Raw genomic sequence first — 17217 nt, forward strand, 5'->3', positions numbered from 1 at the left:
ATAATAGATGAAGTCGAGAATGCGGTTGCCGCCATTGGGAAGAGGGATTCCGAGCAGATAGGCGCCGCTTTCGCGCGTCTGATCTTGCGTGCGTCGCGCCAGCTCGGCGACGCCTTACTGCCAGAGACTGCGCTGACACCGCAGCCTAGCATTACAGTTGCATATTGATTGAAACTCTGAATCAATAGGTCTCCATGGTAAGGAGGCCGTGGATGACAGGCGCATCAATTGAGACCACGCTGGAGCTATGGGCATCGTCGCTTCGCGACGTGAAGGCTCGTATGCGTGGCTTGTTCACGCAGGAACGAGTGGCAGTGTCAGCGAACCTTTTTCTGGATGGTTTGCTGGGCGACGAGCGCCGTAAGACGGGTTGGATGCGGGCTGAGGCGGCGGGTGATCCGGGTCCTTGGCGACAGCAGGCCATTTTGGGCCGGGGGCGCTGGGACGCGGGCGGGCTTCGCGACATTGTGCGGGATTATGTTGTCGAAAACCTCGGCACACAAGATGCAGTTCTGGTCATCGATGAGACCGGTTTTCTCAAGCAAGGCAAGGCATCCTGCGGTGTTGCGCGTCAATATACCGGTTCGGCTGGCAAGATCACGAACTGCCAGATTGGTGTGTTCGCCGCCTATGTGTCGGCACGGGGTCACGCCTTTATCGATCGGGCGCTCTATTTGCCCAAGAGTTGGACGGGTGCCCCGGCAAGGCTGATTGCCGCGCATGTTCCCGAGGCGGTCGCCTTCGCCACCAAGCCAGCTTTGGCGGTCGATATGATAGGGCGCGCGCTGGCAGCGGATGTGCCTTTTTCATGGGTGGCGGCCGATGCGGTGTACGGTGTTGGGGACATTGAAGGCGCGCTGCGCCGAGCCTGCAAAGGCTATGTTCTCGGGGTTAAATCCGATCACCATTTCGGCTCGTGGGCAGGAAAGCCCCTGGTTGCAGGCACTGCGGAAGAAATCGCCCGTGATCTTGCGCCCGATGCATGGCTGCGTCTGTCTGCTGGCGAGGGAACCAAGGGCGCGCGGCTTCATGACTGGGCTTACTGCGAACTCGCGGATCTCGAAGCTGATGAATATGATGAGACGAAATCGGGGCTTTGGACCCGGGGCCTTCTGATCCGCCGCAATATCAGCGACGGCGATCTCGCTTTCTTCACAACCTGGTGCCCGGCCGGGACGGGCATCCAGACGCTTGTTTCCGTCGAAGGTCATCGCTGGGCGATCGAAGACAGCTTCGAAACCGCCAAGAACGAACTCGGCCTTGATCACAACGAAACGCGATCATGGCATGGCTGGCATCGCCACGTCTCGCTCGTGATGCTCGCCTTCGCCATGATGGCGGTCATCCGGTATCGCGCCAACGACACGACGCCCCCAAAAAGGCTGAGAATGCCAACCATCAGGATCTGATCCGCTGGTCGATCCAGGAAGTCCGGCGGATCGCCAACAAACTGGCCCAGCGTCGTATCCAGCCCGCCACCATCATCGCTTGGTCATGCTGGAGACGAGCGCATCAGGCTGCCGCACGGCGCGCCCATATCAAATTAAAAATGCAACTGTAATGCTAGGCGGCGGCCCGGCGATCCAACCAAGAAGCCTGTTCAGAAACGAGCGCATAGAGCTCCTCCATGATAAAGGTGAGATCGCGGCGGGCGTGCCAAGCGAGGTCGGGCCGCAGCCGCGCCCAATTGTTGTGGTTAGCGGCGCCGCGCTGCCAGGGACGATAAATTCCGCCGTAGCCGGTGCCGCTTTCGTTCCAAGTTTTAAGTGCGTCAGTGACACTGGGGGCGGCATCGCCGGGCGGGTCGGGACGGCGTCCGGCCGTCGGATCCCACGCAGAAGCGCGTTCGGCGAAGATGTGCCTCAAGCGTGGCGCGATCGCCTTCGATCGGTTCTTCAGCCATTGGTGAAATCCTTGAGCGTGAGGTCGACCACCAGACAGTGGCTTCCCAGCGTCGTGAAGGAGCCGATCGTGCGATTGCGCGGCATCGGTTCTTCGGCACCCGGAAGGATCAGGTTGGCTTTTGGCGCGATCGCAGGATCGAGATTGTACCCGTGCTTGCCGACCGCCCACTGGAGCACTGTGAAGACCGTCGTGGACGGTGCGAAGCGATGGTCCTTTTCGTGATGTTCATAGCGCACTATGACATCGATCACGCGATGCGAATGGGCAAGCAAGCGTAGATGGCGCCGGTCGGGTAAATTGCAAGCCAGCGGTTCTTCGCGCTCGCGCTCGAAGATGTGCACGTTCGCATCAAGCTTAAGCTCGCCACGGATATGGCTGACCATGTCGGTGTCCCTGTGCAATGCGATTTCGATGATTTCCTCGGTACCTTCGCGCTCGATTTCGATGCGCACCAGTTCGTCTACTTCAATGTCACTCATTTTCTTCACTCCATAATCTCGTTCAATGAATCCGCTGAACGGCACTTAAAAAAAATTTAGCCGATGCGCTGGTACACGAATTCTACTCCACCGCTGTCAGCCACACTTTCACTTCGCATCAAAAACCCCTGCTCCCAGAGCTGCTTGAACTTGGTACTTGCATTCGCGATCGAAAAACCCGCCTTTTCGGCGAATTCGGCTGCCTTGGCCTGGTGACGTTCCAACGCGAATTGAAGCGCTTCGCGATTTCCCGGGCTAGGTTGCCCACCAACTATTTCGATCGATCCGTCGATCCAAACCGGCACCGGCACTTCCGCTCGCGCCGCTGCCAAATCGAGATCGAACAAAATGTCCCGATCGGTCACGTCGACAAGGCAAATACCCTTGGTCCCACGATAACGGCGCAACACCGCAACAATTGCTTCCGATGAAAAGGAAGCATCAATCTGTTTCACACCCTCCATCGACAGTTTAAACACCTGTTGAGCAGGCCTGTCTTCGATGAATGACACGATCTGCTGCTGGACAGCCCGCCCTTGCAGGCGGCCCCATCCGTTGTCGTCATTCATGAATTCCCGTAACCTGATAAGGCACCTGATTCCCGTTCAACGATATCATTTAATCAGAATTACCCGGTCTTGTCAAGCAAGTTTAAGGGCGAAGCTCAGATGTGTGCCCCACAGAAGCGGCAGCCCTGCGGTAGAATAGGCCATGTTCTGAGGATATTGATCGTTCGCGGGCTTGAGCAATGTCCGCTGGCGCGGCAGTCGAATGTCAAGCTCAGCCTGGAATTGGATCGCATGGGCGGCGCTCACCATTAAACCGTTGCCACGATCCTGATTATCGAGTCGCGAGATCCCCTTGCGGAACATCTCTACCAACAGGTCAACGTCGTTGAAATTGGCTGCAGGATCAGCCTTGGCTGCCAACGCCGGCCGCAAGCTTTCAATAATGCCGATACCACTGTCCGAGACTGCGATCCGCACCTCATTGCCGCGCTGATATCGTTGAAGCGCGGCATAGCCATCGAGGGGAGACTTGCTGTGCTCGGCGACGTTATTGATCAGCTCGCTGAAGATAGTGGAAACAGAGCTGTAGATTTGCGCAACGTCGCCCCGTGTTGCGCAGCTGTGCTGAACGGCGGCACCAAGCCTTGCAATCAAACTCATCTCAGCAGCAACCGTGCCGCTAAATCGTTCGATCTCCACCAGCGTGGCGTTGCCACCACGGTGGAGGGCCGCGCGAGAGAAAAGTGGGCGAGCGGGCGACACTTCGACCGAGCGCGGCAGATGCTCGAAGAACCCCATGCGATCAAGATAGCCGGTGTCCTCATGGCCGCCTTCGAAGACCAGCAGAATTCGCTTGGTCATGGCGACCACCTGATTGCAGAAGCTGAGCACGCGCAGGATCACATCGATTGTCATCTTGGTCCCTGCGGCGATGCGCACGACGACGGTCGTAAACGACGCACCCAGCGCATCGCCGCAGCGCTCAAAAGCGTCCTCGAATTTGCGCGGATTGATCCAGCCCTTTGGAAGAAGCAGCGTGCATTCAGAAGGGCGCAAGACGGTAGCCATCAGGCGATCTCCTCACCTGTCTTGGACATCGAGATCTTCTCGATTTCTGGATCGGGGGATCCTCGCCAGCTCATCCTGTAGACATCGCCCTGCGCGACAGATTGAACGGCGTGTGGGAAGAGCGCGGCTAAGCATGTGCCGCCCAAATGTCTGACCGATGGATAGATAATGCCGTTCAAACCTTTGGCGCGCGCTGCGTCAGCAAGGGCATTGCCCGCAGGATATCCGATCGCCTTATTTGGATTGAGTGCAGTGTGATCGGAGTGTGGGCGAAGATCCAGAAACTCGCCCGCAAAGCTTGCGTATAACTCGGCATAGTCGACTACAGCCTCGAATACGCCCGTGGCAGCCAGCATCTCGGTCAAATGGTATTGGACCTCAGCGAGGCTCGTTTCCAACTCGAATCCGGCATACCACGCGCCGCGGTCCGCGCTGTTAAATCGATTGGGTTCGCGTGGCTTGGCATAGGAGAAGGCCGCGTTGATGAAATTGGCATGTGGCACGCCATACACCAGTTCGTATGATTGGACTTCGCCCGCTCCCCGGGCTTGAGCGACCAGTCGATTGCTGGTGGCCCCCTCGATTTCAGCCAAGGCTCCAAGATCTTCGGCGTCGACCAGGCCCAGCAGGACTGACTCCCGAAGACGCGCTGTGGTGACCAGTCTTATGGTCCTCGACAACGCGTCACGGGTTATGGTCAGCCCATCCAGCATGCTACATTCCACCCCGAACAGCGTCGACGTAGCGGCGTGTCTCCAGCATCAGAGGAATACCGCCTTCGATCATAGCATCGACAGGGCTTTTCCGCTGAAAGATTGGCCCTCGGTTTGGCAGCTTTGGCCATCGATCCGCCATGGCATCCGCGAATAGCAGATGAAGGCCTTTATATACACCGATCGCAGCAGACGCGCGGGTGAGTTGGTCTTGGGAAAGCGGTTGATCCCAGACACCCCGTTTGATGCGGTCCCAAGTGCTGTCGCTCACGCCGAGGAGCGCAGCAGCCTCACTATTCGACAATCCCCACTGTTGGACGATTGAACGAAATGCTTTGAGCGCAACGCCAGAAAGTCGGGCTCTATCCTCGCCCTTCGAAAACGTCTGGACGTCAATGGGCGTAAGCGGAGCCTTTGCGCCGAACTTTATTACCTCTGCCATCGTCGTCTCCTTTCTCCCCACTTTCCCATACCATATATTCGTCAATTGGTGCGGTGTCAATCATCAAATGACGAATATATGGGACTGGACACGAAGTATAAGCCCAATGTTCGCATCCACGGTCAATTCCTGCCCTCATTTGTTCCATGGTTGCGAGTGTTAACTATCGCGCCTAGTGGGGAGCGATGCGCAAAGAAGACCTGACCGCGATCGTCACTGGGGTATTGGCAAGGGCGCCGGCGTGGGTGCGGCATGATCTTGGCGCGTCGGACAAGTTAGTGCGCGCGCGGGCGGAAGATGCGCTCGCAGCGATGATCACTTCGGCACTCGCAGGTTATGCGGACGGGACGCCCACGCGGTAAATTTGACTCCGCGCATCAAATGCCTCTTAAGAGCACAGTTTCCATTTCCATCTCTCAGCCTTCCGGAGTCTTCATTATGGACAAGTTTGACGCACGCCAGGCGACGCTCGATCTCGTCACCGCCTTTGTCAACAATAACAGCCTGAAGGCGCAGGAGCTGCCGTCCCTGCTGTCGGACGTCTACGGCGCGATTGCGGGATTTGGTGAAGTGAAGGTGGACAGTATCGCGTCGCAGGATGCTGCACCGGTAGAAGCGCCGCCGCAGCTTGAGGCAGTGCCTGCCGCCGCGCCGGCGCCCGGCGCCGAGAAGAGCAAAGACGAGCCTCAAGCCGCGGTGTCCGTTGAAGCGTCGCTTGCAGATCCCAACTACATCGTCTCGATGATCACCGGCGAGAGGCTGAAGACGCTGGCGCGGCATCTGAAGCGTCATGGTCTGGATGCCGAGCAATATCGCGCGCGCTACAATTTGCCCAACGACTATCCGATGGTGGCTCCGGCCTATTCGGAAGTACGGCGCGCTGTCGCCAAGAAGATGGCATTGGGAAGTGTGGGACGGGCAAAGCCTGCCAGCACTGCTTCCGCACCGCTGGTCGTCGTTCCCGCTGCTCCCATCGAGCAGGCATCCGTTGACGCCACAACAAAAGCCAGGAAGGCTCCGGTCCAAAAGGCAGCCGGAGCGAAGAAGCTCGCAAGCGACGGCAAGGTCGCCTCACGCAAGCAGGTCGCCAAGGCTGCCAAGCCGGATCAGGTTGATGTTGTTCCGTCAGTACTGAAAAAAGCCCGCACATCGGTACGCCAAGCGGCATCAGCCGTTCTGCAAAAGGATGAGGATGCAGTGGTGTCTCCTCCTCGGGCACGCCGCAGCAAGCTCACACCCGTATTTAATGGCTGACAGCGGCCCGGCTCATATCACCGGTACATTCGTGCTGACGGAAAATTGCATGATGCGGGATTTGCGGCATAAGGGGAAGCGGCCCCGGATGGTACTCGCGTCAATACCATGCTGGCCCAGATCGTAGCAGCCGGGCAAATTTAGAGACCAGCAATATGAGTGTCAGACCCGTTGATACTCGACAAATCGAGAGCGGTATCGGCGTTGTAAGGCGTCACTGCCGGCACATGTTCGGCTGGCAAGCTGTTTGAACCCATCTCATTCTGGGTGGCGGTTGGAGGTGTGGACCCGACCGCTCTCGACATAATGTGCTGAACATAATTCATGGTTTCGCGGTAAGGAGGGATGCCGCCATAACGATCAACGGCAGGCTCACCTGCGTTATAGGCTGCCAGCGCCAATTCGTAATTTTTATACCGTCCCATCAGATATTTGAAATGGTAGAGGCCAACGATGATGTTCTCGACCGGATCGTTGATATTGTGCATCTGATAGTGCGCCGCGAGGGACGGCATCAACTGCATAAGACCCGTCGCGCCCTTGGGTGAAACGATTGTCGGCCGCCATGCGCTCTCCTGGGAGACGATCGCAGCCGCCATGTCAGGATCCACCTGAAGCGATTGCGCCACAGCGCGGACAACAGGCTCAAAGACCGCCCGCTGATTAGGCGCGGGTGATCGGGCGACTGCGGAAGTCGCGCTGATGCTGAACAGGGCAGCAATGCCGACAAAACGCCGCATCACCGCCGCCGCGCCACGAGCTGCAACGGATAGTCGGGGAGGACAATATCCTTTTCCACGATGATGTTGAAGCGATAGCCGGGCCTGATCGTGAGCGTTGGCTGGAGGTCAAGCCCCTTGTCGATTACCCGCGTCGCAACGCGACCAAATTCCTGTGAAAATTCCTGCTGGGCCGCGTCCTCAACCCGGATTCCGCCATTCAATGTCTGATTGCTCGATCCACTGGCATAGCGTACTCCGGTTCCGAGAAGCGATGTCAGTATCGCCGCGCCGAACACCTTGCCCGTGTGGCTATTTTTTCGGTCCCTGAAACCCGCATAGCCCGCTTGATCCGAGCCAGACATGCCGCCCAGATTGAGGGTAAAGCCGTTCGGGAAAATGAGGTCGGTCCAAACGACCAGAACCCGGTTTTGTCCGTAGCCTATTGAACTGTCATAGCGACCAAAGAGCTTCGTCCCCTGTGGAATGAGCAAATGCTTTCCGGTCGTGCTGTCATAGACATGCTCGCTGACCTGGGCGATCAGGCGCCCCGGAAGATCGCTGTTCACGCCCGTTATCATGACGCTGGGAATGATGCTCCCGCGCTTGACTTCTCCTGGCGCTATGGGGGCCGACACCGAGTTTTCGAGATAGCCGTTGTCCGTATTGCCCTGAGATGCGAAAGCGCGCTTGGATATCTGCCCGTTGGGATCGTTCAAGCCCGCAAGACTGGCTGGGGTAATAGCCCCGGGGAGTGAGAGCGCACCCGAATTTGCGAGGGCGCTGATCGCATTAGGAGAGGCGCCAGCCTGCGCGAGCAAAGCCGCCAAGGGATTTTCTGCGCCCGGATTAGCGCCGGCAGTGCTGAAATGCACATCGGTCTCACCGCTCTGCGCCGCATCGACAAAGGCGCGATGCTGCTCAATTTGCTTCATCCGGTAAGCATATGCTGACTCCGCCCGATGACGCACATATTCCTGGTAGGGTGTTGGTTGAGGCGCACCACCACTTGATCCCGCATCCGCAATCTGCGTTGGCGGGCAGGGGGCGGACGCGGAATTGGCCGGACCTTGTGCCGGCACAGGAAGCGATGGGTTCACGGAGGACGCCGCCTTCACCGCTTGTTGCATCGTGGCAGGCGGGATGGCATTGCCACCACATGGGTCAAGCGGCGCCACTGGAGGATTATCCGGCAACGGTGCTTCCAGGACACCAGCAACCGGAGCGCCTTTTGACAAGGAGTCGGCGGCTTCACTCGCCGCTATTCTGCCTGTGCTCGCTATGCTTTGATCGGTTTGCACGGCATGTTGCCCGCGTTGCGAGATGCCATAGACCACAATTCCGCCGACAAGCATTCCGACGGTCGTCATCAAGATTATCGGATTCTTGTTCAACCTGCGGACAGAAGTAGGGTTGACCGAACCATATGGCTCAGGCGAGGGTGCTCCCTCTTCGATCGCAACATCCTTATCGATCATGTCAGATCCTTTATGCTTTTGCTGAGCGCCGTCGCTGCAATGGCCTTGTCACCATCGACCCTGAACCCGCGCGTCAGAACCATATGGCTGCTTGTGAGGCTCGCGATCACCAGGCCGTCAGACGAACGCACTAGCGCGACGTGAACGACGGGCGCGTTGCGCGAATTGCTCAGCGCGCAGCCCCCTGCCATCACCTGCTCTATAGCGGCTTGGCGGAGTGATCTTTTCACCTTCAGGCGGATCGGTGCAGGGCAAATTTCATATGGGTCAGCCTGCGATATCGTCATGCCGAAGATCTGTTGCTGAAGCGCAGGTTCGACAGGAGGGGGAGAGGCGAATATCCCCGATAGGAATGCGAGAAGCCAGGACATTACTGGTATCTCGCAATATCAATACGACTGCCTTTCCTGCCAACACCGGAGACGAGCGCCGCGCGATCGAACAGTTGATCGACGATGTAGCGATGATCGACGACGCGGTAATTGACCAGTTTCTCTTTTTTGTTTTCGTCCAATATGAGGAGGGCCGGCGCCTCACTGGAATCGAGCGCGCTTGGCATGTCGATGTAGGTTTTGAGGCCATCATTATAGACCCGCTCCGGCTTCCATCGTGATTTGCCCGTTATGCGGTAGCGGAAATCAAGACCGTCAGCGCGCCCGCCATAACTGCCCCTGGCACTATCGGATACCGGGTTGACCCGTGCCAGCTCCGCTGGCGATATCTGCGCCTCATCGGGGTAGATGAAACCGACGCGCGCCATATATGCGGCGGCATCGGATCTCAGCGCAATATGATAGACCCGGCGCGACGTCGTGATGATGAGCGACGTGTTCAAATTCGGTTCGACCGGCTTCACGATCAAATGAACTTTCTGATCGAGACCTTCTCCGCTTTTCGCCGCGCTGATCTTCCAGCGTACAATGTCGCCGACATTGACATTGGAGACCTGTTCGCCGGCCTGCAGCTCGATATCGCACACCTGGAGCGGTGCACATACAACCTGGGGTTGGCTCGCTCCGAAGAGGATATTGACCTTTCCATCGTCTCCTGGAGCAATGACACCGCTGTCGTTCTGCCAGAGCTGGCTATAGGATATGCCGCGTTTGGCGGGTAAATTGACCTCCTTGGTCGAACGCGCGGTAGCTGCGGAGGCCGCCAACAGCGCGGGAATTGCCACGGCACTATAGAGCGCTCGATTTTTGTTCATTTTACATACCCCGCATAGGAAATATTTGTGATGTAAAGTCCGAGTGGGTTCACCAATATGGTTTTGGGATCCGGGTGGGCGGCGAGCGCAATCTGCACTTCCCCGCGAAAATAATTGGTGGCCTGCGTTGTGCCGTCGCGATTATAGGTCGTTTCGGTCCATTCAATCCGATAGCTGCGGTCGCTGACGGGCAGGACGGTCTGGACCGAGACAGAAACCGTTTCCTGCTGCGCTTTCTCGAACGGGCTATTGCCTGGTTGCTGAAAATACTCGGATATCGTCCGCGTCGCCGGATCGGATTTCGCGAGATAGGCGTAGAGCTTGTCGACCATCGCGCGCTGCACGACGGCATCGGCCGAGACGCCACGAAAATTCTGGATGAAGTCCGCTATGAGGAGCTGAACGATCCGCTTGTCATAGCTGGTCGTGCTTTCGAGCGGGCCATTATAGGCGACCTGGCCGAGCTTGTTAACTTCGACGATATAGGGAACGACCTTGGTCTGGCTCGAAAGATATATGGCATAGAGCATGGTTGTTCCGGCCATGACGAGCGAAATGAGCGCGACAGATTGCCACATGCGCTTTGCGGAGACATATTCACCGAACCGCTCATTCCATTCTCTCCGGGCATCGAGAAAGGGATTGAGCTTTTGCGAAGATTTTGCGCGCGCGCGGTCGCTGACATCCTGTTTCACTGTCATGAGCCTTTGTTGAGGGGCGAAATATAAGGTTGAGGCGTCGAGCCTCCGCCGTTGCTACCGCCGCTATTGGAACCACCGCCGGGCTGTGCGTTAGCGGCCTTCGCCTGTGTCTGCAGATTCTGAAGCTTCGATAACGCCTGCCCGCCGATGCCACCGAAGGTTGATCCGGGAGTTTTCATCGCCTTGCCGGCGGCGGCGGTCGCAAGCGCTTTGACGGTAGCCATGGTGGAAAGACCCATGCCACGCGCCAGGCCCATGGCCGCGCCCGTAACGCCGCCGATCCCGCTGGGCGCAAACCCGCCGCTTGAGCGCGTCGTTCGCACAGCCTGAGCGGCCACAACTGAAGCCCTGGCGCTGGCAGCCCCCACAGCAGCAGCCGCAGCTCCCGTTATGCCCGCGGCATTGGCGATGCCGCTATTTCCTCCGAGAGACGCGCCCGCCATGACACCTTCGATGAGAGTAGGCAGGCGCTGAACGAGGAAGGCGAAGGTGACAGCAACGCCCAATAATATCAAGATTGCTTTCAGAAGCTGGGTTGGTCCCACGGAGCCGATGCCCGTAACCAGCGTGTTGATGACGGTGAAGCCAAGGCCGAGCGTGATTTTTAGCACGAAGAGCTTGGCGCCGATCGCGATGATCGAAACAATGTAGCGTCTGCCGATGTCATGCGACCACCGGAAGCCCAAAAAGCCCAGGATGATGACTCCAATATTGATGATGATGTTGGCCTCGATAATGACCAGCATATATTGCGCGGCAACCAGGCCCAGCGCGATCAGCACGATGATTGCGGCAATGATGATGGCAAGGCTGCCGGAGATGTCAGTCCAGGTGAGATTGGCTAGCGCTATGTCGACGATATTGAGGCCCTCATCGAGGATCGAGGCGGGTCCGCTTGGCACTGCCGAAGACGCGGCACCCGCCAAAATATTCCAGCTCGATATGATGTTGCCGCCAAAGCCGATCCCGTTCGAGACGATCCAGAAGCCGACGCCAATGAACATGATCCTTTTGACGATCTCGGCGACCAACTCTCTTATGTCGGCCTGATTGATCGCGCAGGTTATCATCGCCCAGGCAAATTCGATCCCTGCGAGAACGCCAAAAAGATGGGTGGCGAAGCTTTGCAGATTCGAGCCCATGCTCGAAGCCGCCGCCTGATATTGAGCGACAATCTGATCCAGGACGGCGGATTGCTGCACGGCCTGGGCAGAAGCGGGAGTAGCCAGCGCCAGGGACATAAGCGTCGTAACGGCCAAAAGCGCGCGCCGATTATGGCTGCTAGCCGCTGAGACAAACATTAATATGTCCGACCCGTATTGCGTTTCGTGTACTGATAATCAGGCCCCAGGACAATTTTGCCATCGCAGCCATAGGTTCCGGCAACACCCTTTACCGGATGCGCCATGGCGCTTCCCGGAGGACAGTCATATCCGGGATCAAGCGGATCGGTGATCGCTGCCGCGGCGGCAGGAGCGGCATTTCCGCCCGCCGCCGTCGAGGCGCTATTCGGTACCGTACTCGTGAAAATCGTCAATTTCACGATGACTATGACCAACAGGATGATCGTCGCGATGGCGCCGTATAGATAGGCCGGCTTCATCAGTAGACCACGCCTGTGTTGCGCTGCGTGCTACCCGGAGCGGTCAAGGCCTGGTTCTTGCCGGCATCGGCGTCCTGAACGGCGCTCACCTTGGCATTGAAGGCGGCTTGCATCGACATTTGCGCCATGACGAGCTGGCGCAGCTTCTGCAGTTGCTGGACTTGTTGCACCGCGATCTGGTTCGCTACCTGGAGCGACTTTTGCTGACCGTTCGAGGACATGCTCATATTTTCGAGCTGTTGCAGCGTGGCCTGCTCGTTTGCGAACTGACCTTCCTGCAACCCCGCTGTTTTCAGGACCGCGCCGATGGTGTCGGAATTGGTCTTGGACCAATCGGCATAGGCGGTCGCATAATTGGCCCGATTGAGCGGGCTGGCTTGATAGGCCGCGAAATCCTTGAAGCGCGCGGCGACGACCTGGTCCACATTCGCCAGATTATAGGCGAGGGAACGTCCCTGGCTGACCAGCGACCGCAGTGAATTCAGCTCCGAGGTGACATTTCCCCACACCTGTGCCGGCAATGAAGCCGTATTCTGAATCATGTTGTTGTAGGATTTCAGCGCATAGGAAATTTGCTGAATCTGGTTGTTGATCTGCGTGATCTGGTTCGCAACCTGCTGGATATTCTTGAGCTGGATTCCCGCCAGCTGCGCATTGTTCAAGAGCTGTGTGAACTCCGTTGCGCCGCCAAATCCGCCAACGCTTCCAGCAAATGCAACATCAGTGGAAATGGCACCTGGTATCAATGCGCTCGCCACGAGAGCAATTTTAATGAGCGATAAGGGCTTCATGATCGACGTTCCTTTCCTTGAGCCATTGATAGATCCAATCCTCCTTGAAGGTTTCGTGGAGGAGACGAATGCGGTTCAGCTCTTCTTTCGATGAAGCGCCCACAAAAGCGAGCGTCAGCGGCCCAAGCTCCATGTCGAACAGGCGGCGGCCTTCCGGCGTAACCATATAATATTCACGCTTACGCTGCGCGGTGGCGATGATTTCGATCTGCCTTTGGTTGAGGCCGAGCATCTCATATTGCTCGCGGACCTTGGCGTTCGATAAAATGCCGTCATTGGGCAGGAATATCTTGGTGGGGCAGGATTCGGACAATATCTCGATAATGCCGGAGCGCATCGCGTCCGCGACGCTCTGTGTCGCGAAAATGACCGAACAATTGGCGCGACGAAGGGTTCGAAGCCATTCAATGATCTTCGATTTGAAAACAGGATGGCCCAGAAATATCCATGCCTCGTCGAGGATGATGAGCGACGGGCGGCCCGTCAGTCGCTTCTCGATCCGGTTGAACAGATAGAGCAGAACCGGGATCACCTTGTCCTCGCCCATATTCATCAGGCGATCGAGCTCGAATGTCGAGAAATCCGCCATGTCGAGATTATCCTGCACCGCATCGAACAATTGTCCGTTCGCGGCTTCCAGGGTATAGGCCTGTAAAGCCTCGCGTATTTCCTTATTTTGTACGGTGTTCACGAAGTCGGTGATGGTGCGGCGCTTACCCGCGGCCAGCAACTGGATGGCGCGGGCTACCTCGGAACGGTGCGATATCGTGACCTCGACCTTGTTGAGCGTAAGGACGGCTTCAAGCCATTCCTGCGCCCAGGCTTTGCCATAGGCGGTGTCGATATCCTGCAACGGACAAAAGGCGAGATCGCTGTCTTCTTCTCCGATCCCATAATGCCTGCCACCTATGGCAAGCGTCAGCGGCAAAATGCTGCTGCCCTTGTCGAAGATGAAAATCTGCGATCCGCTATATCGGCGAAACTGTGCGGCGATGAGCGCGAGCAGCGTGGATTTACCGGAGCCGGTAGGGCCGAGGATCTGCGTATGCCCGACATCGTGTGAATGAATATTGAATCGCAATGGCGTGAAGCCGGAGGTCGCCACCTGCATCAAGGGCGGTGAGCCTGGCGGGAACATCGGATTGGGATTGTGATGCGCGCCTGCATAGACATCGTTCAGCGGGATGAGGTGACTGAGATTGAGTGAATGGATGAGGGGGCGGCGCACATTCGCAACAACATTGCCGGGTAACGAACCGATATAGGCATCGGCTGCGTTCAAGGTTTCGACCCGCGCGACAAATCCCAGATTGCCCAATGACCGGACAATTTTGCGCGCAGTGCGATCGAGCACATCCTGATTGCCGCCGTAGAGCACGACAACACTCGTATAATAGCCAAAAGCCACAAGATTGCTTGCTGCTTCGGCCTGTGCCTCGGCCGCGTCCAAACTCATATCGTCGGCGTCCTGATCGCGTTGGCCGTCCTGCTTGCCGAGGATCTGATCCATAAGCTTGCGCGCCTTGCCCGACCATTTGCGGCGCTGCCTGTCGAGCTGCGTGTTGGCGTCAACCGGGTCCAATGCAATGAACCGCGTGCTCCACCTGTAATGCGTGGAATGCTGATCGAGCTCGTTCAAAATGGCGGGCTCGGACCAGCTGGGGAAGCCCTCGATCGCAACGACGCTGATGCGCTGGTCATCAATGACCGGGGTTATGCCGGCAATAAATCGCCGCGAGAGAACAGCGTCCAGATACATCGGTATCGGCGGAAGGCTGACGGGCAAATTTTCACCTGTGATGCAGCAGCAAATATGCTGGAGCAAATGATCCCGATAAACCTGGCGTCCATGCTCATCCTCATAGACATCCGTCTGGAGGCGCTGCACCCGGATGATATTGCTGATCTGATCTTCGAATTCGGAGACCTTTGCCTTGAACTCAATCAGGGCCATGTCAGCGTAGGTTTGCCTGGCGGTCTCATCGTCAGCGTACATCCAGCGCTCAAGCTTCGAGCTATTTTCACCCGGCGGCATGAAGGTCAGCACGATGAAGTGCGTGCTTTCGAAATGCCGGCCATGGTTCTGAAACGCATGGCGCCTTTCATCGTCAATGGCTTGGGTAATTTTGTCCGGGAAATAGCTGCGTTCCGGCGCTGGATAGCCCGTCGAACTGGTTCTGTAGCTGTCTATGTGCAGCACCAGTCCGGTGCCGAGACGGACAAGAACATTGTTCACGCGCGCCGCGAGTAACGCCAGTTCCTCCGGTGTCGAGCTTTCCACGTCCGGGCCTTGATAGGTCCAGCCCGCCATCAGGCTGCCGTCCTTGTTCAATATGATGCCGTCATCAATCTCGGCGGCATAAGGCAGCAAATCGGCAAAGCCGGGGGAGGGCGAACGATATTTTTTGAGCCGGAGCATTTACAGCGTCCTCCACGGGCTCGATCGTGCGCAATAGGATAATCTGTATCGAATGTGCCTGAGATAGACGCGCCGCATATCGACATCGGCTTTTGCAAGCCGCCGATAGAGCGGCAATCCGACCAGGGCGAGAAGGAAGCCGACGAAGACTCCATACCAGGAGAGAACAACGCCGATGAGGATCGCGCATACGAGCAGGTGGGCGAGAACCAGCTCCCGGTCCCCGCCCATGATCAAATGGGGACGGGTCAGCGCGCGATGAATTTTGATGCGCACTTCACCGTCCCACATATTACGCTCCTATAATGGCAGGAGAGGCGACCCGGACTTTGCGTCGGAAGACCCAGCTACGGGTACGGCGTAGACAATATGCGCCGAGGATTGCGGCCAGCAGATATGTGCCGGTCGGATCGGACGGAGGCGCTGTTTTGCCGATTGTTGCGGCCGCACCAGCAAACAAGGTGGTGTAGGCCGTGCCGGCGAGAGCCATGATGCCGATCACGAGAACGATGTAGCAAAGGCGCTTGGCAAAGTCGCCGATCTCACCACCGAAAATGAGGGTCGCACCAGCGACGGTAATCGAAATCAGCGAGAGCGCACCAGCGACTGGACCGTTCAAGGATTGCTGCACAAGGCTCAATGGACCTTCCCAGGGGAGGGCGCCGGCGGTTGTCGTGGCGAATGCCGAGCTGGGTAGTAATGCCAGGCTTATGCCCGCTACCCAGCGCATCAATCTGTCATGCTGCATGCTGTTCTTCCCTTCGTGCGAATGATTTGGTCAGATAGCTGTCACCGTCGGAGTTCGTGACTTCGAGAATCTCGCTGATCCGGCGCGTGCCGTTGTCGTTGGTGATGAAAATCACCATGTCGACCGCTTCCCCGATCAGGCGGCGCATCGGCGATGCCGTGCTTTCGCCGATCAGGCTTTCAAGCCGATCGAGCGCGGCATGCGCACTATTTGCATGGATTGTGCCGATCCCGCCCGGATGGCCGGTGTTCCATGCCTTGAGGAGGGTCAGGGCTTCGCCGCCTCTCACCTCGCCGACAATGATGCGATCGGGGCGAAGCCGCATGGTCGAGCGGAGCAGTCGGTCCATCCCGACGTCATCGCTGGTGAGCATCTGGACCTTGTTGCGTGCCGAACATTGAATTTCGGCCGTATCCTCGATGATGACGATACGATGGTCAGGATGAATGAGGCTGATTTCCTGAATGAGGGCGTTCGCAAGCGTGGTCTTCCCCGACCCTGTGCCGCCTGCAATCATGATGTTGCGCCGTTCGGCAACGGCTGTCCGCAAGACCATGATGTCGCTGGTCGACATGATGCTGTTGCTCGCATAATCTTCGAGTGCAAACACCTTAGAGGCTTTGCGGCGGATCGTGAAAGTGGGACCAGCGACTATGGGAGGCAACAGGCCTTCGAAGCGGCTGCCATCAGTCGGCAACACCGCACTCACAATCGGCGATTGGCGTGTCACAACGGTATCTGCGAAGGCTGCAACGGTCGCTATCACGCGCGCGGGCGAGACATAGCCGTCCTCTTCGAGCTGGACCAGGCTCTTGCCCAAACGTTCGACCCATAAAGAGCCATCGGGATTGACCATCACTTCAACCACATCAGGCTCCTTGAGCGTCGCGCAGATGACTTCGCCCAACTCATCCTGCAGTTTTACCGAAATGCGCCGCCGGCTTTCGGCGGTGAGCTGCTCCATGGATGATGATGGTCCCGGCATAAGCCCCTCACGTCGAAGTCTTTGAGTCCGATATTATCATTAACACTAATTCCGATAATCGAGCAATGGCCGAATCTTAAGATTGCGTTAAGAATTTTTGCTCCGAAGGCGACGTATCGTTCGATAAGCAGGGCATAAGACCAGGCGCGGATAAGCCTTTGAAAACTAGATTTATTGATCTCCGCCTCGTCTGAAG

21 protein-coding genes are annotated in these 17217 nt (G+C 57.4%); 3 read left to right on the top strand and 18 right to left on the bottom strand.

The features are described from left to right. The first annotated feature begins 194 nt into the window (after positions 1 to 194). Positions 195 to 1409: an IS701 family transposase gene (locus OOT33_RS17235; protein ID WP_307751135.1), complete on the top strand. Its 1215-nt coding sequence runs from the start codon at positions 195 to 197 to the stop codon at positions 1407 to 1409. Positions 1410 to 1563: 154 nt separating this feature from the next. On the opposite strand, the gene OOT33_RS17240 is transcribed toward OOT33_RS17235, so the two are convergent. The 6 genes from OOT33_RS17240 to OOT33_RS17265 all read right to left on the bottom strand — a co-directional run bounded on the left by OOT33_RS17240 (position 1564) and on the right by OOT33_RS17265 (position 5116). Beyond that, a complete protein-coding gene (locus OOT33_RS17240; RefSeq protein WP_307751136.1) occupies positions 1564 to 1866 on the bottom strand; it encodes a hypothetical protein in 303 nt (100 codons plus the stop codon). 29 nt (positions 1867 to 1895) lie between these two features. Next, positions 1896 to 2384, bottom strand: coding sequence for a hypothetical protein (locus OOT33_RS17245; RefSeq protein ID WP_307751137.1), 489 nt, complete (start codon positions 2382 to 2384; stop codon positions 1896 to 1898). A gap of 56 nt (positions 2385 to 2440) precedes the next feature. Beyond that, the gene (locus OOT33_RS17250) at positions 2441 to 2953 is read right to left on the bottom strand and encodes a hypothetical protein (RefSeq protein WP_307751138.1); all 513 of its coding nucleotides are present in this window, start codon (positions 2951 to 2953) and stop codon (positions 2441 to 2443) included. A gap of 72 nt (positions 2954 to 3025) precedes the next feature. Beyond that, positions 3026 to 3961 (bottom strand): hypothetical protein, encoded by a 936-nt coding sequence (locus tag OOT33_RS17255; RefSeq protein ID WP_307751139.1) that lies wholly within the window; start codon positions 3959 to 3961, stop codon positions 3026 to 3028. After that, positions 3961 to 4674 carry an RES domain-containing protein gene (locus tag OOT33_RS17260; protein WP_307751140.1) on the bottom strand — a complete coding sequence of 238 codons (714 nt, stop codon included), beginning with the start codon at positions 4672 to 4674 and terminating at the stop codon, positions 3961 to 3963. Before OOT33_RS17260 ends, OOT33_RS17255 begins: the two co-directional genes overlap by 1 nt. A gap of 1 nt (position 4675) precedes the next feature. Then, the gene (locus OOT33_RS17265) at positions 4676 to 5116 is read right to left on the bottom strand and encodes a helix-turn-helix transcriptional regulator (RefSeq protein WP_307751141.1); all 441 of its coding nucleotides are present in this window, start codon (positions 5114 to 5116) and stop codon (positions 4676 to 4678) included. Between the two features lie 185 nt (positions 5117 to 5301). Here OOT33_RS17265 and OOT33_RS17270 point away from each other — a divergent pair, with 185 nt between their 5' ends. Both OOT33_RS17270 and OOT33_RS17275 read left to right on the top strand, forming a co-directional pair. Next, positions 5302 to 5478 carry a DUF6771 family protein gene (locus OOT33_RS17270; RefSeq protein ID WP_307751142.1) on the top strand — a complete coding sequence of 59 codons (177 nt, stop codon included), beginning with the start codon at positions 5302 to 5304 and terminating at the stop codon, positions 5476 to 5478. A gap of 76 nt (positions 5479 to 5554) precedes the next feature. Beyond that, positions 5555 to 6370: a MucR family transcriptional regulator gene (locus tag OOT33_RS17275; protein ID WP_307751143.1), complete on the top strand. Its 816-nt coding sequence runs from the start codon at positions 5555 to 5557 to the stop codon at positions 6368 to 6370. Positions 6371 to 6510: 140 nt separating this feature from the next. On the opposite strand, the gene OOT33_RS17280 is transcribed toward OOT33_RS17275, so the two are convergent. The 12 genes from OOT33_RS17280 to trbB all read right to left on the bottom strand — a co-directional run bounded on the left by OOT33_RS17280 (position 6511) and on the right by trbB (position 17000). Next, on the bottom strand, positions 6511 to 7110 hold the full coding sequence (locus OOT33_RS17280) for a transglycosylase SLT domain-containing protein (RefSeq protein ID WP_307751144.1): 600 nt from the start codon (positions 7108 to 7110) through the stop codon (positions 6511 to 6513). Continuing rightward, positions 7110 to 8024 carry a TrbI/VirB10 family protein gene (locus OOT33_RS17285; protein WP_307751146.1) on the bottom strand — a complete coding sequence of 305 codons (915 nt, stop codon included), beginning with the start codon at positions 8022 to 8024 and terminating at the stop codon, positions 7110 to 7112. Before OOT33_RS17285 ends, OOT33_RS17280 begins: the two co-directional genes overlap by 1 nt. A 539-nt stretch (positions 8025 to 8563) precedes the next feature. After that, positions 8564 to 8758 (bottom strand): hypothetical protein, encoded by a 195-nt coding sequence (locus OOT33_RS17290; RefSeq protein WP_307751148.1) that lies wholly within the window; start codon positions 8756 to 8758, stop codon positions 8564 to 8566. A 179-nt stretch (positions 8759 to 8937) separates the two neighbouring features. After that, the gene (gene trbG / locus OOT33_RS17295; RefSeq protein WP_307751149.1) at positions 8938 to 9774 is read right to left on the bottom strand and encodes a P-type conjugative transfer protein TrbG; all 837 of its coding nucleotides are present in this window, start codon (positions 9772 to 9774) and stop codon (positions 8938 to 8940) included. Further along, on the bottom strand, positions 9771 to 10469 hold the full coding sequence (locus OOT33_RS17300) for a VirB8/TrbF family protein (RefSeq protein WP_307751150.1): 699 nt from the start codon (positions 10467 to 10469) through the stop codon (positions 9771 to 9773). Before OOT33_RS17300 ends, trbG begins: the two co-directional genes overlap by 4 nt. A gap of 2 nt (positions 10470 to 10471) precedes the next feature. Further along, positions 10472 to 11734: a P-type conjugative transfer protein TrbL gene (gene trbL / locus OOT33_RS17305; protein ID WP_307751152.1), complete on the bottom strand. Its 1263-nt coding sequence runs from the start codon at positions 11732 to 11734 to the stop codon at positions 10472 to 10474. A gap of 41 nt (positions 11735 to 11775) precedes the next feature. Next, positions 11776 to 12078, bottom strand: coding sequence for a hypothetical protein (locus OOT33_RS17310; protein WP_307751153.1), 303 nt, complete (start codon positions 12076 to 12078; stop codon positions 11776 to 11778). Then, on the bottom strand, positions 12078 to 12869 hold the full coding sequence (gene trbJ, locus OOT33_RS17315; protein ID WP_307751154.1) for a P-type conjugative transfer protein TrbJ: 792 nt from the start codon (positions 12867 to 12869) through the stop codon (positions 12078 to 12080). The genes OOT33_RS17310 and trbJ overlap by 1 nt, the downstream gene beginning before the upstream one ends. Then, complete coding sequence (locus tag OOT33_RS17320) at positions 12847 to 15288, bottom strand: conjugal transfer protein TrbE (RefSeq protein ID WP_307751155.1); 2442 nt, start codon at positions 15286 to 15288, stop codon at positions 12847 to 12849. Before OOT33_RS17320 ends, trbJ begins: the two co-directional genes overlap by 23 nt. After that, a complete protein-coding gene (trbD, locus tag OOT33_RS17325; RefSeq protein WP_307751156.1) occupies positions 15289 to 15579 on the bottom strand; it encodes a conjugal transfer protein TrbD in 291 nt (96 codons plus the stop codon). It abuts the gene before it with no gap. 1 nt (position 15580) lies between these two features. After that, positions 15581 to 16036, bottom strand: coding sequence for a TrbC/VirB2 family protein (locus OOT33_RS17330; protein ID WP_307751158.1), 456 nt, complete (start codon positions 16034 to 16036; stop codon positions 15581 to 15583). Beyond that, positions 16026 to 17000, bottom strand: a complete 975-nt coding sequence (gene trbB, locus OOT33_RS17335) for a P-type conjugative transfer ATPase TrbB (RefSeq protein ID WP_307751160.1) — start codon at positions 16998 to 17000, stop codon at positions 16026 to 16028. Before trbB ends, OOT33_RS17330 begins: the two co-directional genes overlap by 11 nt. Positions 17001 to 17217 lie beyond the last annotated feature (217 nt).

Source organism: Sphingobium sp. DEHP117, from assembly GCF_030867385.1.
In the GTDB taxonomy this organism is placed as follows: Bacteria; Pseudomonadota; Alphaproteobacteria; order Sphingomonadales; family Sphingomonadaceae; genus Sphingobium.

Bases quoted from the DNA above. Each gene is read 5' to 3' on its own strand.
- OOT33_RS17290 (WP_307751148.1), bottom strand. From the start codon at position 8,758: ATGGCAGGGGGCTGCGCGCTGAGCAATTCGCGCAACGCGCCCGTCGTT.
- trbD (WP_307751156.1), bottom strand. From the start codon at position 15,579: ATGTGGGACGGTGAAGTGCGCATCAAAATTCATCGCGCGCTGACCCGT.
- OOT33_RS17285 (WP_307751146.1), bottom strand. From the start codon at position 8,024: ATGAAGCAAATTGAGCAGCATCGCGCCTTTGTCGATGCGGCGCAGAGC.
- OOT33_RS17265 (WP_307751141.1), bottom strand. From the start codon at position 5,116: ATGGCAGAGGTAATAAAGTTCGGCGCAAAGGCTCCGCTTACGCCCATT.
- trbJ (WP_307751154.1), bottom strand. From the start codon at position 12,869: ATGAAGCCCTTATCGCTCATTAAAATTGCTCTCGTGGCGAGCGCATTG.
- OOT33_RS17280 (WP_307751144.1), bottom strand. From the start codon at position 7,110: ATGCGGCGTTTTGTCGGCATTGCTGCCCTGTTCAGCATCAGCGCGACT.
- OOT33_RS17275 (WP_307751143.1), top strand. From the start codon at position 5,555: ATGGACAAGTTTGACGCACGCCAGGCGACGCTCGATCTCGTCACCGCC.
- OOT33_RS17270 (WP_307751142.1), top strand. From the start codon at position 5,302: ATGCGCAAAGAAGACCTGACCGCGATCGTCACTGGGGTATTGGCAAGG.
- OOT33_RS17320 (WP_307751155.1), bottom strand. From the start codon at position 15,288: ATGCTCCGGCTCAAAAAATATCGTTCGCCCTCCCCCGGCTTTGCCGAT.
- OOT33_RS17235 (WP_307751135.1), top strand. From the start codon at position 195: ATGGTAAGGAGGCCGTGGATGACAGGCGCATCAATTGAGACCACGCTG.
- OOT33_RS17250 (WP_307751138.1), bottom strand. From the start codon at position 2,953: ATGAATGACGACAACGGATGGGGCCGCCTGCAAGGGCGGGCTGTCCAG.
- trbG (WP_307751149.1), bottom strand. From the start codon at position 9,774: ATGAACAAAAATCGAGCGCTCTATAGTGCCGTGGCAATTCCCGCGCTG.
- OOT33_RS17260 (WP_307751140.1), bottom strand. From the start codon at position 4,674: ATGCTGGATGGGCTGACCATAACCCGTGACGCGTTGTCGAGGACCATA.
- trbB (WP_307751160.1), bottom strand. From the start codon at position 17,000: ATGGAGCAGCTCACCGCCGAAAGCCGGCGGCGCATTTCGGTAAAACTG.
- OOT33_RS17255 (WP_307751139.1), bottom strand. From the start codon at position 3,961: ATGGCTACCGTCTTGCGCCCTTCTGAATGCACGCTGCTTCTTCCAAAG.
- OOT33_RS17245 (WP_307751137.1), bottom strand. From the start codon at position 2,384: ATGAGTGACATTGAAGTAGACGAACTGGTGCGCATCGAAATCGAGCGC.
- OOT33_RS17330 (WP_307751158.1), bottom strand. From the start codon at position 16,036: ATGCAGCATGACAGATTGATGCGCTGGGTAGCGGGCATAAGCCTGGCA.
- OOT33_RS17310 (WP_307751153.1), bottom strand. From the start codon at position 12,078: ATGAAGCCGGCCTATCTATACGGCGCCATCGCGACGATCATCCTGTTG.